Source organism: Ruegeria sp. HKCCA5763, assembly GCF_013034545.1.
Taxonomy (GTDB): domain Bacteria; phylum Pseudomonadota; class Alphaproteobacteria; order Rhodobacterales; family Rhodobacteraceae; genus Ruegeria.
Map to the genome: position 1 here is coordinate 211,110 of NZ_WQGF01000005.1, position 15,253 is coordinate 226,362.

Here is a 15,253-nt window from a genome sequence, read left to right on the forward strand (position 1 = left end):
ATCATGAAGCAAAGACTTGTAGTCATTGGCGCAGGCATGGCCTCGGGCCGGGTGCTGGAACACCTGACCGACGCCGCGCCGGATGCGTTCGACATCACCCTGTTCAACGCCGAGCCGCGCGGGAACTACAACCGGATCATGCTTAGCCCGGTTCTATCGGGTGAGAAGACATACGAAGAGATCGTAACCCATGACGATGCCTGGTACGCCGCGCGTGGTATTGCCTGTCGCTTTGGTGAGAAGGTTGAGAAAATCGACCGTGAGATGAAGGTGGTCGAGGGCGAGAACGGACATGTGCCTTACGACAAGCTGGTAATTGCCACCGGGTCGACCCCGTTCATGATCCCTTTGCCCGGTCATGATCTAGAAGGCGTGATTGCCTATCGCGATCTGGAAGACACCCAGCGGATGATGGGCATGGGCCCGGACAACAAGGTCGTTGTGATTGGCGGCGGTTTGTTGGGTCTCGAGGCTGCGGCGGGCATGGCCGCGCAAGGAGTAGACGTCACCGTGGTCCACATCATGGGTCATCTGATGGAGCGTCAGCTGGATGAAGCCGCAGGCTACCTGTTGAAGAAGTCGCTGGAAGACAAAGGCATCAAAATCTGCCTGCAAGCGAATTCCAAGGAAGTCCTTGGGGAAGACGGCAAGGTCCGCGCTCTGTTGCTGGATGACGGGACCAAGTTGCCCTGTGATCTGCTGGTCATGGCGGTGGGCATCCGCCCCAATACGGCGCTGGCACAAGAGGCTGGTCTGGCCACCGGGCGCGGCATTCATGTGGATGACCAGATGCTGACCTCAGACCCGGATGTCTATGCTGTCGGCGAATGCGTCGAACATGACGGAGAAGTCTTCGGCCTTGTTGCGCCGCTCTACGATCAAGCCAAGGTAGCAGCGCAGTCGTTGCTCGAGGAAGAGGCGGCATTCGTTCAAAAGACCCTCTCGACCAAGTTGAAAGTCACCGGTTGTGATCTGTTCAGCGCGGGGGATTTCGCGGACGGACCTGGACGTGAGGACATCGTCTTCCGCGATCCTTCACGCGGTGTCTATAAGCGCCTTGTTATCGAAGAGGATCGTCTCGTCGGCGCTGTCATGTATGGGGACACAGCCGATGGCAGTTGGTTCTTCGGCCTGATCAAAGATGGCACAAGCATAGAGGAGATGCGAGAAACGCTGATCTTCGGCCCGGCCTATCAGGGGGGCGACACCGCGGACCCTCTCTCAGCCGTTGCAGCATTGCCGCCTGAGGCGGAGATTTGCGGCTGTAACGGCGTATGCAAAAGCGAGATTGTCGAGGCGATTAATGCCGGGGCCGGCGATTTGGGCGCAGTGCGCGCAAACACCAAGGCCAGCGCGTCTTGCGGAACTTGCACGGGGCTGGTCGAACAGGTCTTGCAAGTCACTTTGGGCGACGCTTTCCAATTACCGACCGCGCAACCGATCTGCGGTTGTACCGACCTCAAGCATGAGGATGTGCGGCGTTTGATCAAGGGCCAAGAGCTGAAAAGCCAGGCCGCTGTCTGGCAGGAGCTGGGATGGAAAACGCCCGATGGCTGTCATGTCTGCCGACCGGCGATCAACTATTACCTGCTGGCCGATTGGCCACTGGAGTATCAAGACGACCCGCAAAGCCGCTTCGTCAACGAGCGCAAGCACGCCAACATCCAGAAAGACGGCACGTTCAGCGTTGTGCCGCGTATGTGGGGTGGCATAACCACCCCCGATGAATTGCGCGCTATCGCCGATGCGGCGGACAAATACGATGTACTGACCGTGAAGGTTACAGGTGGTCAGCGCATCGATTTGCTGGGCGTGAAAGGGGAAGACCTGCCTGCGATCTGGTCGGATCTGAACCAGGCCGGTCTGGTCTCGGGCCATGCCTATTCCAAGGGTCTGCGCACGGTCAAAACTTGTGTTGGAACCGATCATTGCCGGTTTGGCACGCAGGACAGCACTGGTCTGGGTATCAAGCTAGAGAAAATTCTCTGGGGGTCGTGGACGCCGCATAAGCTGAAGCTCGCCGTATCCGGCTGCCCTCGAAACTGCGCCGAGGCGACCTGTAAGGACATCGGCGTCGTCTGCGTCGACTCTGGCTATCAGATAAGCATCGGCGGGGCCGCAGGGATGGATGTCAAAGAGACCGAGTTACTCTGTCAAGTTCCCACCGAAGAAGAAGCGACCGAGGTCGTGATGGCCGTCACGCAGGCCTATCGAGAAGGCGGTAAATATCTGGATCGCCTGTATAAATGGCTGGGCAAGGTGGGCATGGATTGGGTCAAAGCTCAGGTCGTCGACGACGTTGAAAACCGCGCCGCATTGGTCGCCCGGTTCGAACTGTCGCAAAGCATCTACCGAAAAGATCCATGGGCCGAACACGTCAAAGAAAAAGCGCAGACTTACGCGCCGATTGCTGATTTCACACTGGAGGCCGCTGAATGAGCTGGATCGACATTGGACATATCGACGAGGTGCCCCTACGCGGGGCGCGGTTGGTGAAAACACATATCGGCTGCATCGCAGTCTTCCGCACAGCCGAGGCGGATGTCTATGCCGCAACCAACAGCTGTCCGCACAACGGCGGTCCACTGTCTGAGGGTATCGTGCACGGGCAATCGGTGACCTGCCCTTTGCACAATTGGGTCTTCGACCTTAATACCGGCGAGGCACAGGGCGCTGATGATGGCCGCATCACCACCTATCCGGTGCGCCTTGAGGATGGCCGTATTCTACTGGACGACGGCGCGATTACCCGGCGGAGCGCAGCCTGATGGATGGAAGTGGTCTGCCCGAGGTTCGCTCGACCTGCGCCTATTGCGGGGTCGGCTGCGGTGTGCTTCTACGGCCCGATGGGGTCGGAGGTTTGACCGTTCGCGGCGATCCGGATCATCCGGCGAACTACGGTCGTTTGTGCTCGAAAGGACTGGCTTTGGGTGAAACCGTCGGGCTGGAACACCGGTTGCTGGTTCCTCGCGTCTTTGGCCAAGACACCAGTTGGGACAATGCCTTGCAATTGGTCGCAGATCGGTTCTCTGCAGCTATCAAGAAGCATGGTCCGGACAGCGTGGCTTTTTATGTTTCAGGACAGTTGCTGACCGAGGACTACTATGTTGCCAACAAGCTGACGAAAGGCTTCATGGGCTCGGCGAATATCGACACCAATTCGCGGCTTTGCATGGCTTCAACCGTGGCCGGGCACAAACGCGCCTTCGGGACAGATACAGTACCCGGAACCTATGAGGATCTGGACGAGGCTGATCTGGTTGTTTTGGTTGGCTCGAATCTCGCTTGGTGCCATCCCGTTCTTTACCAGCGCGTCAAGGCTGCGCGTCAGGCGCGCGGCACGAAGATTGTTGTCGTTGATCCACGCCGAACCGCTAGCTGCGATCAAGCCGATTTGCATTTGGCATTGCAACCCGGCAGCGACGTTGCGCTATTTAACCGGTTGTTGAGCAGAATTCACCAGACCGGGCATGTGGCAGTGGATTTTCTGGATCGCAGCACTGGATTCTTCGAAGCACTCGAGCTGGCGCAGCTTGACGATTCTGACGCGACCGGGCTCAACCCCGATGAGATTGAGGCTTTTTGTGACCTGTGGATTGGGACTGAGCGCGTTGTTACGATCTTCAGTCAGGGCGTAAACCAATCCTCTTGCGGAACAGACAAGGTTAACGCGATCCTGAACTGCCATCTGGCCACCGGGCGGATCGGGCGCGCAGGGATGGGTCCGTTCTCGGTCACCGGTCAGCCTAACGCTATGGGGGGCCGAGAGGTCGGTGGCTTGGCCAACATGCTCGCATGTCACTTGGATATCGAAAACGAAGCACACAGATCAGCCGTCCAGGACTTCTGGAAGGCGCCAAAGATGCCAGAGAAGCAGGGGCTCAAAGCTGTTGACCTGTTTCGCGCTGTCGAAGGCGGTCAGATAAAAGCACTTTGGATCATCCACACCAATCCGGCGGCTACCATGCCTGATGCAGACCGAGTGATGGCGGCTATCGAAAAATGTCCATTCACAGTTGTAAGTGACCTGACTGCCCAAACAGACACCGCACGCGGTGCAGACGTTTTGTTGCCCGCTGCGGGGTGGGGCGAAAAAAGGGGTACAGTAACCAATTCAGACCGCACAATCAGCAGACAACGCGCCGTTCTGTCACCTCCGGGACAAGCACGCGCAGATTGGGATGTTATGGCCGAGGTGGGCCGCCGCATGGGGTGGGCCGAGGCATTCAGTTATGAGACACCGGCGCAGATTTTTCGAGAATTCGCAAATATGACCTCGCTTGCCGTGGCATTTGGCAAAGACCTGGACATTACAGAATTTTCGGACATTGATGACGCGGGCTACGAAGCGCTGAGCCCGACACGGTGGCCGACGACATCTCGCAAATCGGATGGTCGTTTTTTCGGTGATGCGCAATTTTTTCATCCTGATGGTAAAGCACGTTTTGTCCCTGTTACCCATCGTGCACCTCAAGCGACGACTTCTGAACAATACCCGTTTATGTTGAATACGGGACGAAACCGGGATCAGTGGCACACTATGACCCGGTCTGGGTTGTCACCCCGTCTTTCGGCCCATTTGGCCGAACCATATGTCGAGGTAAATCCGAATGATGTCGATCGGTTGGGCCTTGCTGCCGCAGATTTGGTCGAACTCAACAGCGTAGTAGGAAGCGGTATCTTTCGACTTCGCATCACAGACGCAGTCGCGCCAGGTCAAGTGTTTGCTCCTATTCACTGGACAGGTGAAACGGCGCCAACAGCCCGTGTGGATGCGCTTGTTCCAAGTGTAGTTGATCCAGTCTCTGGACAACCTGAGAGCAAGGCGGCGGCTGTTTCGGTGCGACGTGTGAATGCTTCGTGGTACGGTTTCGCCGTGTCCGTCGACGCGGCCTCACCAACGGCAGAATACTGGGCAATGAGCAAAACGGCCAAAGGTTACAGGATCGAGTTAGCAGGGAAGCAAGACATTGACGATTGGGAACACAAAGCCCGCGAGTGGTTTGGACTGCCCGATGCCGTAGTGACTTCAATCAAAGATTCCAAACGCGGCTCGCACAGGATCGCGCTGTCGGACGGAAAGCGCCTTTTGGCGGCGCTCTTCATCTCCCGCCAACCTATCACACTAATGCGAGAATATTTGGCAACTTTGCCTGAGGTCTCACTCCATCAGATTCTGTCTGGCCGGTCATCTGCTGCTTCTGAAGACTGTGGACCAATCGTCTGTTCGTGTTTTGGGGTCGGACTAAAAACCATCATCGACGCCATTCGCGACAAACGTTTGATCGATGTGGACGATATCGGAGATGCTCTTCAGGCTGGAAAGAACTGCGGTTCATGCAGGCCAGAGTTGGCTGACTTGGTCAGGGCGCATTCGAAGTTGAACCGCAATAGACCGAAGAATTGCCTGTTAGATCAATAAAGGTAGACGCGGGGTTTTCGAGCAGGACTGCGGTTTGCTTTAGTTAGCATTCAAATCAAGCATGGGTTCCATTCATTCTATACCACATATCCAATTTAGCTTATTGGGGTCAGGCGATGGCAACGTAGCACAAACGAGAACTCTAACCGACTCCTGCGCCAGTACTTCCCGAAAAGTACTGACCTCTCCGTGCACGCCCAAGAGCGTTTTGATGCCGTCGCCCGCGAACTCTACGAGCGGCCAAGAAAGACCTTGAGTTACTTCTCACCCGCAGAGACGTTCGAAGAGTGTGTTGCATCGATCGTTTGAATCGTACCGCAGAGCGGACGCCACCCAGTCGCACTTTAGCAAGGCTGCGATCCCACGCGGCTGCGTAACTCGAAAAGGCTCGGCCATCCTTGTGCCAGTGACTGGAAGAGCGGGCTGCTGACGAGTCGTTACGGGGGCTGGCGGGTGTTCGCTAGTGCTGGCGGGTGGGGTCCGTAGCGGAAATTTGTAATGGCGCTCTGTGTCCCAGTTCACAGAACCGCTCATTCATCCAGGTTAACGTAGCGTCACAAGAGGAGGTCGAAATGCTTCTTAAGGCTTTAAATACTAGGCACACTCGCACCGAACACGCTGTAACCATGATACACCCAGTTGTGCGTATCTTGCGTCATTGCAAGCAAATGCAACGCCAAGTGAACCGCTATTATTGAATTCGAGCGTGGGTAACCGTTTTTCGGAAGTCTGCGTAGGGTTCTGTGCGGTGCGAAAAGGTTTAATAATTGGTTATTTTGGATCCCAAGCGGCTAAGCCGATCCGTTAACGGCCGTTGCTGAGCGTTGATACATGACTTAACGCAAGAGCCGAATCGGACGTTCGAGCAAAGCGCGGCGAAAGACTAATTTGAGCCCTTAACAGAAATGCTTGAGGGGCAGCGTGCCTAGGGTCTGCTGTGCAGTTTAATTGCAGATAGGTAACTCCAATGGCGGCTGTTTGCGCAAGGATGCTCTCCAATTATTTATAATCGGTTGGAGGCTGCTTTTGGGCCAAAACTTCGGGGCGCCAATTGCTTGTAGGCAAACTGCGTTCCAATAAACTCCAGCTCGAGACAGTGACTTGCCTTTTTTTACCGCCTTAGCGACAGCGTTTATGTCTTTGGATTCTGGGTAGATGTAGAGCGTCGTCGGGTTCCCCTCAACAAGTGCCAAAATCTCTTTTGAGGCGGACTGAGACCAGGTTGTGCAACCATTGCTACGACCACCCGTATAGTTCACAAGTTTTCCGTAGGGGACATAGCCGTCGTTGTCAGCATGTGTGCTTCTAGGATTCTTGAATCTACATTGCCACTTAAGGAAGACAGCTGGATGGCCTCCGATGGCGCGCTCCCGAGCATTGCTCGTTTCTCCTTCCCCATCGAACAAAAGAAAAGTGCGGTAGAACGGCTGCGTTTTGCCGGAGTGACTGTAATAACCTTTGAACGACGTGCGGGTTTCAGCCGTCACATAGGCACCGCCGGCGGTAAGTTTAGATCCTTCTGCATTGCTGAAGTTCTTCGCGCATTGCCGACCATTCGAAAAATTGGCGTTCTTTAGTTTTCTGCCATTGCCATAGCCGGACGAAACCGCTCGGAAGGACTTTTGTGACTCGCAAATGACGTAAAACCGCTTGCCCGGATTGCCGTTTCTTGCAGTGCTGGGGCGGGTTGCATCCTTGGCAAGGTAGCAGGGGTTCTTTACTTCACCTCGTCGTACTTTCTCGATGTAAAGCGCACGCGCCCTGTTCAGAACAATTGGTGCGATTTGCCCATCACCTGTTCCCACGTGTTTTTGTAACCACGCTGGTATATCTTGCGAAAATGCTTCGACGCGGTCCGGCAAGAAGCCTACCGAGATGGCAATTGCCGCGGCAGAGAGTGTGAGACGGAGTGAATTCTGTAGCAACGGGAGATCTCCTGCTAGAATGTCCTCAAGGTCAGCCTACCACAGTTCTTACGCCCGAGAATGCCGGCCAAGTGTGTGACGAAGCTTTCTGTTGCCTGAAATCCCCGTGTTCGTTTTGGGAGGCATTTTGAGCATCTTCGACAAAAAAGCTTTGATGTTGCTTTAGTAACTGGACATTCGGATATTTGCTTCCAAATGACTGCCATGATCACACGTCGAAAGTTCCTGTTGGTAACGACAACCGCAATTTGTGCGCCGTATATTGGACGTGGACAAACGGTGGCGCTGAATGATGCAATCAGCGATCTTCAGCAGTTGCATTCACTTCAAATTCAACGCGGAGACGACGTCATTTTTGCTCAGGCTCGACAGGGTGCAGGCCTGGATAAACCAGCGAATATAAAGTCTTGTTCGAAAAGCATTGTGGCTTTGTTGCTTGGGACGGCGATCGACCGGCAGGAAATCCCGTCTGTGAATGCCACCTTGCAGGAGGTCGCTCCGCAACTCTTGCCCGCCAATGCCACACCCGGTTCTGAGAGCATTACAATGGAAGATCTGGTGACACTGCGGGCAGGGCTCGAAAGAACCTCTGGCAGCAACTACGGAGAATGGGTCAACTCTCCCAACTGGATAGCGGATGCTTTGACACGACCCATGGTTGCAGAGCCAGGACAACAGATGCTCTATTCTACCGGATCGACCCATCTGCTTGGCGCAGCATTGACTGTGGCGACCGGCCTAAGTCTTTTGAGATTGACGCGTGAGAGGCTGGGTGCACCGCTTGGTATCGAGATACCTGCTTGGACGAAGGATCCACAGGGTTACTACTTGGGTGGGAATGAGATGGCGATTACGCCGAGGTCGATGTTGAAGATCGCGGTGTTGCTTCGGGACCGCGGGGCTTTTGCCAACAGGCAGATCATTCCTGAGCGTTGGGTCTTGGAATCGACCAAGCCACACGGCCGTTCGCCTTTCTCTGGATTGGATTACGGCTATGGCTGGTTTCTGTCCCCTTCAGGATATGAGTTGGCGCGTGGGTATGGGGGCCAAATAATAGCGGCCCATCCTGATCGAAACCTTGCTGTCGCAATTACATCTGATCCTACGCATCCGGCGCGTTCTGGAGGGTATTTTGGAGAATTGGTCAGGTTGTTGGATGGTCCGATCCTGAACGCCAATTAGATAAAGCACTTTTTGAAAAACCTAGAGTGCGCTGTAACGGTCAATGTCCGAAGCGGGCGCGTAAAGCATTCAAGTCGTCGAAATACCTTGATCCAGACTCATCTGGTTGAGGACATTGACGCCGAATTTACTGGCCACGTCGACAACAAAGTCATTCCCAGTTTGGATAGGGCTCGCCGGACTGTCTCCTCCAACTCGGGCTTGCTATTAAAAATTCTTTCCAGAAAATCTATTACCGATTGGCCTTTGCGGCCAATTTTGACCAAGACTGTAAGAACTCAATGAATAGTCTGCTCAGCCCTGCAAAGTGGGCATCCGCCCCGATTATGCGAACGCCTGCATTGAACCCAATTCGGTCATTTTTCTACTCAGCACAACCGCAAGTGGCGGTTCAAAATGAAATTGAGCTTAATTGTTATTGTCAGGCAAGAGCAGCCTCGACTTAGAACCGTAGACCGAAGCCTATCGAAAAACCGGAAAATTCTTCGGCAACTATACCGTTTAACATTAAGCGTCCCGCTCGAACGGCCGGTAGGCCGGTCAAGCGAGTATCAATCTCAAGTCCGAAACCAGCCGTTGCTAGCCAATCGGTATCAAGAACGGTTGCGCTGTCACCGTGATACAGCACGACACCGGCATCCAGAACAAGTTGCGTTGGGAGTTCGAAAAGTCTGACGTTGTTCAGCGGATAGCGATGACGTGAGAACAAGGTTGTTTGATTGGAACTCGCACTTGCGTTCCCAGCCTGCGGCTCATTGATCGGGTTAAATTCCAAGAATGTTTGACGGAAACGGTATTCCACTTGCCACGGCCCAAATTGCGCCTCTCGGAAAATGCCAAGCGAAGCACCGATCCCGAATGCGTTTAAATTCCCATCGATCAGTTCGTTGGAGTTAGATCTCGGGCCCAGCAGTGGAAAGTCGGCAAAAATGGCATCTGCAGTCACTTGGCCAAGTGAGAAATGTCCGACCGGCCGAATCTTCCACTCGTTTATCAAGGGAAACTCCCAGCCGACGCCAACCGTTGCTGCCACGCTTGACCAAGTTACATCCAACTCAGTGCCGGTAGCGATCCCCGGGAAGAAGATTACCGGGTTGTACTTTTGGTAGGCAACAAGACCCTCTAAATAAAGCCCGTTTTCAAATGGCTTGTACCCTCCTCGCAGCTGGGTCGAGCGTAGACTTTTGGTACCTCCGGAAGCATCAAGAAAAGAAAACGAGGATAAAGTCTCATTTGGGGTGGCGGCGATACTCAAGACAGACAAAGCCGCTTGTGCAGCGGCCTCGGAGGCATCAGGGTTTATACTTTGAGCAAAGGTTGGACTGGTCGTATTTGCAGCCGACAGTGCGGCGAAAGCAAGAATTCGTCTCAAGGTATCGGCTCATTTGCCAGAAAAAAGAAGACCAAGCGATATCTCTTCATCTTAGCACTACAAGAACAAGAATACCGCGCCTTTTGCTGTAAATATTTTGTTGTTAGTCAATTTTGCCTGGTTTGTGACGCCTTAAGAAAACCCGCTCGAGTTCTTTCTGGGTTGATGGGTTGATCTCCCCGATTGATCGTTGCCGAAGCAAACGACAGCTTTGTCCGCAATTCAGTCGCAGCACATATTTTGTCGAACGACCGCAGATTCGTGTGAAACTGCAGTTGAAAATGCTTGTTTCTAGGTCTTGCCCCCAGAGTGCACTAAAATTGCTCCGTAAACGAACCGAGCCGCCACCGATCTAACCGCGAAGCTGCACGACCTTTGCCTCAGTCTGGGTCGCATAATCGGCCCACTACTGCATGAGGATGCGCCGCTTGGCTGTTCTCCGTTTCAAGCCGCTGACGCTAACGTTCCGAAATTGGATCTGCCCCCAGCGCTAGAACACCAGCCCAATACACACGTTGCTTTCTTGTGTCGGCCAAAGATACCTCTGGGATGTCTGACATCAGCACCTGTAGGCCTGATTGAAGGATTTGCATAACGGAAGGTTTCTGGCTCATCTGAACCGTTAAGGAGTGAAGATGAGACGGAAAGCTGGAACAGACAAACCGACGGCTGAACGGGTCGTCAAGGACATTCGCCGCAAGACGCGCAAGCATCATTCTGCGGAGGAGAAGATCCGCATTGTGCTGGAGGGTTTGCGTGGCGAGGAGAGCATCGCTGACGCTCTGCCAAAGGAACCGACGATGTTCTTCCTCAAGCCATTGCTGCCACCAGGGTACTCCGACCTACTGGATGCGCTTGCCCCAACAGAAGGCTTTTAGTCGCGAGGAAAAGTAGCCAGGTAGCCGTCATTTGTCTGTCTCAAACTTTTGTCGGGCTGGTTGGCGGCGTGTTTACTCGTTTCTATACAATCTGGAGTGGAAAAATGTTCAGATACGGTGGTTTACAAGTTTAATCAGTTCGTGAAAATATCAACGCAGTGCTTGCCACACATACCACGCAAATTTCATTTTTTATTGTTATAGTTCGATCGTTGCTCTGAAACCGATCATACCTGTCTGATCTAGACCGGATACCCAAGATCCTGGATTAACTTCCAAATGTCTCTGTTTGCCGCAGACAACTGATCAACAACCCCTTCGATCTCGCGCAGGGCTTTATCGTCTACTGTGTCTTCGCGGCCGAGTTTGATGTCGGTTTTGCGATCCGCGATGCGCATCAGGATGGTCTTTGGATTACCGCTTTCGGGGTCGAAGGAATAGATACAATGATTGTATTTGTTGCGGATGCCCGACAGCTTTGTCAGACGCTGCGTATGCGCAAGGATCGGGTCGCGGATTTGTGGCGGACGCCCCTCCATCTTGGCCAAGCGTTCGACCAAATCAATTCGGGCACGGGTGGTGTTCAGAGTTAGAAAGATGATGACGGAGACGTCTTTGGATGCCCCTGTTAGGCCAGCTATCAGATGGATCAACAGGCTTTCGGTGTTGGTCCACATATAGTTCAACCTACCAACCAATAAGATCAGGCGGTCGAACCGGGTTTCGAACGTGTCAGTCAAGGGCGGGCTGCTGCACCGCATGAGGTGCGACCTCGAAATAGAAATGAGCTGCTGCAGTTCGGTTATTGACGCCAATCTTGCCTACAACATTGTGCATGTGCAGCTTGACCGTATGTTCGGTGATGCCCAGCTTGGCTGCGATCAGCTTGTTGCTTTTGCCTTGCGAGACCAATTGCAGTACCTGTTTCTCGCGACGCGTCAGCTTGGCGTAACGTGAATTCAAATCGGTGCCATTTGGCGTGACTGAGGGCGAATGTGCAGCCGCCGGGGTCGGGTTCTGGGGGGGGACTTGTACGCAATCGGCCAGAAAGCTGGGCAAGTACAATTCTTCATGCATCAGCAGTCTGAGGATCGCGCGCCAGGCATCCGGTGCAACATTCATAGGTAGAAAACCGATCTCACCCAACCGGGCCCGATCCCACTGCTGAAACAGGCGACGCGCCAAACCTTCCTTACGATAGGCAAATGCAATACAGCCCGAGCCTGTACAATTGGTGTAGACGTCGGGACGCGACAGCAGATCTTCGATCATCATCTGGTCGACAACTATGATCTTGTTGCTGTTTTGCGCATTCGCGCTCATCGCTTCGAGGGATTCAAAGCGTTCGGCGCGGACGCCAAATTCGGTTTGAACGCTTCTGAGTGTTTGGTTGGAATAGAACAATTCTTTTCCGACAAAGACGATCGACAAATCTTCGGAATAATTGCCCTGAGTGGCAGTTTCATTCTGCAAAGACTTACTCATTATTGCCCCCTACAAAACAGGCGTAACTGGAATTTGATTCTTAAAAAATGGAACGAGTAAAAAACGTTAACTAATCAATAAATTATAGTCCTTTTATTATAACTCGAATCTTGAATGCCTACAACCTGATGGCGCAAGCCCACACTGGGATTCATAGAACTTTCGTTTAGGATTTTGCGGTCTCTTTTGTGTAACCGGCGGAAACAATTGTGTTTATTTTTTGTCAGTATCTCCGTCTAGAACTTTTGCCCCGGCTATGTGCTGGCTGAGATTGTTTTTGTAAAAAATACAATAAAAACAATAAAATAAACTTGTCAGAACTTTTCACTAGCTAGGCGCGAATCGGGGTCGCTGCAAACATGGGCGGGCTTCAATTTCAGAAGTGACTATCCCTGACGTGATCGCCCTCAGCGTATTTTTGCTTTGATTTGGAGGGTCACGTTTTCGGCTTAGCCGGGAAAGGAGGTGGCCCAGAGTAAGAAAACGAATACCGCATTCAGCGTCTTTTTCGCTGTGTGTGCTTTTTTGTTTCAACCGCGCCTGATACCGCTTTGTAGATGAATGGCGGTCTGGCGTTCCAGAAATGGGAATTTGTCATGAGACGTAATGTAAATAATACAAACGTAACGACCGTCGATGAAATTAACGTCGAAAATCTGGATGCACCGGTCAATGTTGAGATCCCTGTAGTAGAAGCCTTTGTCGAGGCCGATCTGACAGCGCAACAACAGCAGCAAGACCAGAATGTCGACAACTCGAATGATCAAGGTCAGGGTCAAGACCAAGGTCAAGGCCAGGATCAAGGTCAGGGACAAGACCAAGGCCAGGATCAGGGTCAGGACCAAGGCCAAGGTCAGGATCAGGGTCAGGGACAAGACCAGTCTCAGTCGCTGGATGCCGGTGACGACAGCAACGACAACTCCAACAACAACGCCATCAATATCGATTTTGGTGGTGGCGAGTGGATTCCGCGCGACGATGATCAAGTTGATCTGGATCTTGGGGATTCCGCGACAGTTGGCGATGTGATCACCGCAGGCCGTAATCTGAACTATGATCCCGGCGATGACATGAATCTGGACATCTCAATGGATGGTGCGGGCACCGCGATGTCATCAGTCAACAACCAGGTTGCCAGCCTGAGCGATGACGACACGCTGGAGTCAGCGAGCGTTGCGAACAATTCAGGTTTCTACCAGAACGGCGACGCCAATGGCGGCACAGCCACGGCTGCAGAAGGTATCCGGGCGAATGCAGATGGCGGAACATCGGGTGACGGTGGAACCACAGTAGGCGGTTCGGCAAACTCGTCAACGCTTGGCAGCCACGCGTGGGCCGCAGGTGGAGACACCGGCAGCGCCGATGCGGATTCGGCAGGCGGTGACGGTGGGTCTTCGGGTGACGCGTCCAACGCAAGTATGGGTATGGGTACATCCGATGCCAGCTCGACCGGCGATAGCTCGGGTGGCAATGGCGGAGATGCTGACGGCTCGGCCTCGTCGGACAACGACGGCAGCACAAGCGTAGACGGTGATGGAACCGGTGGCGCTGGTGGTAGCGCGGATTCGTTTGGTCTGGGTCTGGGTCTGGGTCTGTCCGGTGCAAGCTCTTCAGGTAACGCCGACGGTGGAGACAGCGATTCCGATTCCACCGGCACCGGTACCGGTACAGCGGATAACGCAACGGATGCGTCCGGAGCTGATGGTGGTGACGGCAGTGCTGCGACAGAAGGTTCAGCTTCGAACAGCAGCGACAGCGACACTGAAGCCAATGACGCCTCGGCAGGCGACAACACGGCGGATGGCACTGCAGACAGTGGTGCGGACAGTTCTGCTGATGGTGACGGCGGTGATGGCACAGGCGGTGACGGAACCGGCGGTGATGGCACTGGTGGTGACGGAACCGGTGGTGACGGAACCGGCGGTGATGGCGAAGGTGGCTTTGCCGCGATGCTTGAAGCTGCGATCATGGAGTTGCAGGAACAGCTGGGCATGATTGATGCCGAACCTGGCGAAGGCGGTGACGGAACCGGCGGCGACGGAACCGGAGGAGACGGCTCTGGTGGTGACGGAACGGCTGGCGATGGCTCGGGCGGCGATGGTTCGGGTGGCACTGCAGATGCAGATTCCGACGCCCAGGGTGTTGGCGATCAATCGGCAAGTGGTCCGGATATTGATCAAAGCCCAGGCGATGTGAACGGTTCAGCCAGCAATTCGCAAGCAACGGATGGCAGCGGTGGTGACGGCGGTTCAAATGCGGCTGACGGCGCTGCAGATGCGATGGGTTCCGGAACATCAGCTGCAGATGGTGACGGCGGTGCAGGTGGCAGCACCACTCCGACGTCTACTTCCAGCGGCAACGGAGCTGGATCTGCCGATGCAGCCAATACTGCAGGCGGCGGCGGTGCAGCGGATGTCTTCGGAGACGCGGACACAAACGGTGCGGCGGACAGCTTGGCCGAAGCCATTGCCGGTTACGGTGGCGCGGGTAGTTCCGACAACGACTCGACCTCGACCGGATCCGGTGACGCAACGGGTTCGGCTGATTCAGGCAATGCTGGTGCCGGTGGCGCGTCTGCTGCAAACGGCGGAACCAGCGGAGCCTCGATGGGCAGCGCAACCTCGGGTGACACCATGGGTGGCACCATTACGGGCGGCAGCGCAGCCGGAGCCTATTCGGGTGACGGTGGCGCAGGCGGCTCGGGCGGCAACTGGGGCGCAAACAATGGTGGCGATGGCATCGTGACCGGCGAATCCTACGCCTCGGCTGCGGCGGTTGTCGACACCTCGGCCTTCAACCAGTCGATCGTCATGGGTGCCAATGTACTTGGCAACTCGGTTGATACGACCATGGTTGGCGGTTCGATGACGTCCTCGTACGCAAGCGACGACACCGACACCTAAGTCACAAAAGCGGGGCCCGCATTTCCGGGCCTTGTATGTCTTTTGAAACCTGCCGAGGCCGTTTATCGCGGCCTCGGCCCAACTGA

General features: G+C 54.4%; 9 protein-coding genes and 2 pseudogenes. 7 read left to right on the forward strand and 4 right to left on the reverse strand.

Features of this window, described 5'->3' with window-relative positions:
* Nucleotides 1–3 precede the first annotated feature (3 nt).
* From nirB to GOV89_RS11145, 4 genes and pseudogenes are all read left to right on the forward strand, one after another.
* The gene (nirB, locus tag GOV89_RS11130; RefSeq protein WP_171238212.1) at nt 4–2,439 is read left to right on the forward strand and encodes a nitrite reductase large subunit NirB; all 2,436 of its coding nucleotides are present in this window, start codon (nt 4–6) and stop codon (nt 2,437–2,439) included.
* Entirely contained in the window at nt 2,436–2,768 is a 333-nt protein-coding gene (nirD, locus tag GOV89_RS11135; protein ID WP_171236770.1) for a nitrite reductase small subunit NirD, read from the forward strand. Before nirB ends, nirD begins: the two co-directional genes overlap by 4 nt.
* Complete coding sequence (locus GOV89_RS11140; protein ID WP_171238213.1) at nt 2,768–5,422, forward strand: nitrate reductase; 2,655 nt, start codon at nt 2,768–2,770, stop codon at nt 5,420–5,422. Before nirD ends, GOV89_RS11140 begins: the two co-directional genes overlap by 1 nt.
* Before the next feature lie 117 nt (nt 5,423–5,539).
* Nucleotides 5,540–5,731 (forward strand): annotated as a pseudogene (locus GOV89_RS11145) (transposase); the annotation flags it as partial.
* Between the two features lie 635 nt (nt 5,732–6,366).
* Here GOV89_RS11145 and GOV89_RS11150 read toward each other — a convergent pair.
* Nucleotides 6,367–7,347 carry a hypothetical protein gene (locus GOV89_RS11150; protein ID WP_171238214.1) on the reverse strand — a complete coding sequence of 327 codons (981 nt, stop codon included), beginning with the start codon at nt 7,345–7,347 and terminating at the stop codon, nt 6,367–6,369.
* Between the two features lie 204 nt (nt 7,348–7,551).
* Here GOV89_RS11150 and GOV89_RS11155 point away from each other — a divergent pair, with 204 nt between their 5' ends.
* On the forward strand, nt 7,552–8,529 hold the full coding sequence (locus GOV89_RS11155) for a serine hydrolase (RefSeq protein ID WP_171177624.1): 978 nt from the start codon (nt 7,552–7,554) through the stop codon (nt 8,527–8,529).
* 442 nt (nt 8,530–8,971) lie between these two features.
* On the opposite strand, the gene GOV89_RS11160 is transcribed toward GOV89_RS11155, so the two are convergent.
* Nucleotides 8,972–9,901, reverse strand: coding sequence for an autotransporter domain-containing protein (locus GOV89_RS11160; RefSeq protein WP_171238215.1), 930 nt, complete (start codon nt 9,899–9,901; stop codon nt 8,972–8,974).
* Between the two features lie 635 nt (nt 9,902–10,536).
* Here GOV89_RS11160 and GOV89_RS11165 point away from each other — a divergent pair.
* Nucleotides 10,537–10,695: pseudogene (locus GOV89_RS11165) on the forward strand (IS3 family transposase); the annotation flags it as partial.
* A 326-nt stretch (nt 10,696–11,021) separates the two neighbouring features.
* Here GOV89_RS11165 and GOV89_RS11170 read toward each other — a convergent pair.
* Both GOV89_RS11170 and GOV89_RS11175 read right to left on the reverse strand, forming a co-directional pair.
* On the reverse strand, nt 11,022–11,519 hold the full coding sequence (locus GOV89_RS11170; RefSeq protein WP_209509581.1) for a hypothetical protein: 498 nt from the start codon (nt 11,517–11,519) through the stop codon (nt 11,022–11,024).
* Nucleotides 11,512–12,264, reverse strand: a complete 753-nt coding sequence (locus tag GOV89_RS11175) for a response regulator transcription factor (RefSeq protein WP_171238216.1) — start codon at nt 12,262–12,264, stop codon at nt 11,512–11,514. The genes GOV89_RS11170 and GOV89_RS11175 overlap by 8 nt, the downstream gene beginning before the upstream one ends.
* Nucleotides 12,265–12,860: 596 nt before the next feature.
* On the opposite strand from GOV89_RS11175, the gene GOV89_RS11180 reads away from it, so the two are divergent.
* Complete coding sequence (locus GOV89_RS11180) at nt 12,861–15,167, forward strand: hypothetical protein (RefSeq protein WP_171238217.1); 2,307 nt, start codon at nt 12,861–12,863, stop codon at nt 15,165–15,167.
* Nucleotides 15,168–15,253: the final 86 nt, after the last annotated feature.

What these genes read in the sequence shown, in the direction of transcription:
- GOV89_RS11175 (WP_171238216.1), bottom strand. Translation starts at nt 12,264, where the DNA reads ATGAGTAAGTCTTTGCAGAATGAAACTGCCACTCAGGGCAATTATTCC.
- nirB (WP_171238212.1), top strand. Translation starts at nt 4, where the DNA reads ATGAAGCAAAGACTTGTAGTCATTGGCGCAGGCATGGCCTCGGGCCGG.
- GOV89_RS11140 (WP_171238213.1), top strand. Translation starts at nt 2,768, where the DNA reads ATGGATGGAAGTGGTCTGCCCGAGGTTCGCTCGACCTGCGCCTATTGC.
- GOV89_RS11155 (WP_171177624.1), top strand. Translation starts at nt 7,552, where the DNA reads ATGATCACACGTCGAAAGTTCCTGTTGGTAACGACAACCGCAATTTGT.
- GOV89_RS11180 (WP_171238217.1), top strand. Translation starts at nt 12,861, where the DNA reads ATGAGACGTAATGTAAATAATACAAACGTAACGACCGTCGATGAAATT.
- nirD (WP_171236770.1), top strand. Translation starts at nt 2,436, where the DNA reads ATGAGCTGGATCGACATTGGACATATCGACGAGGTGCCCCTACGCGGG.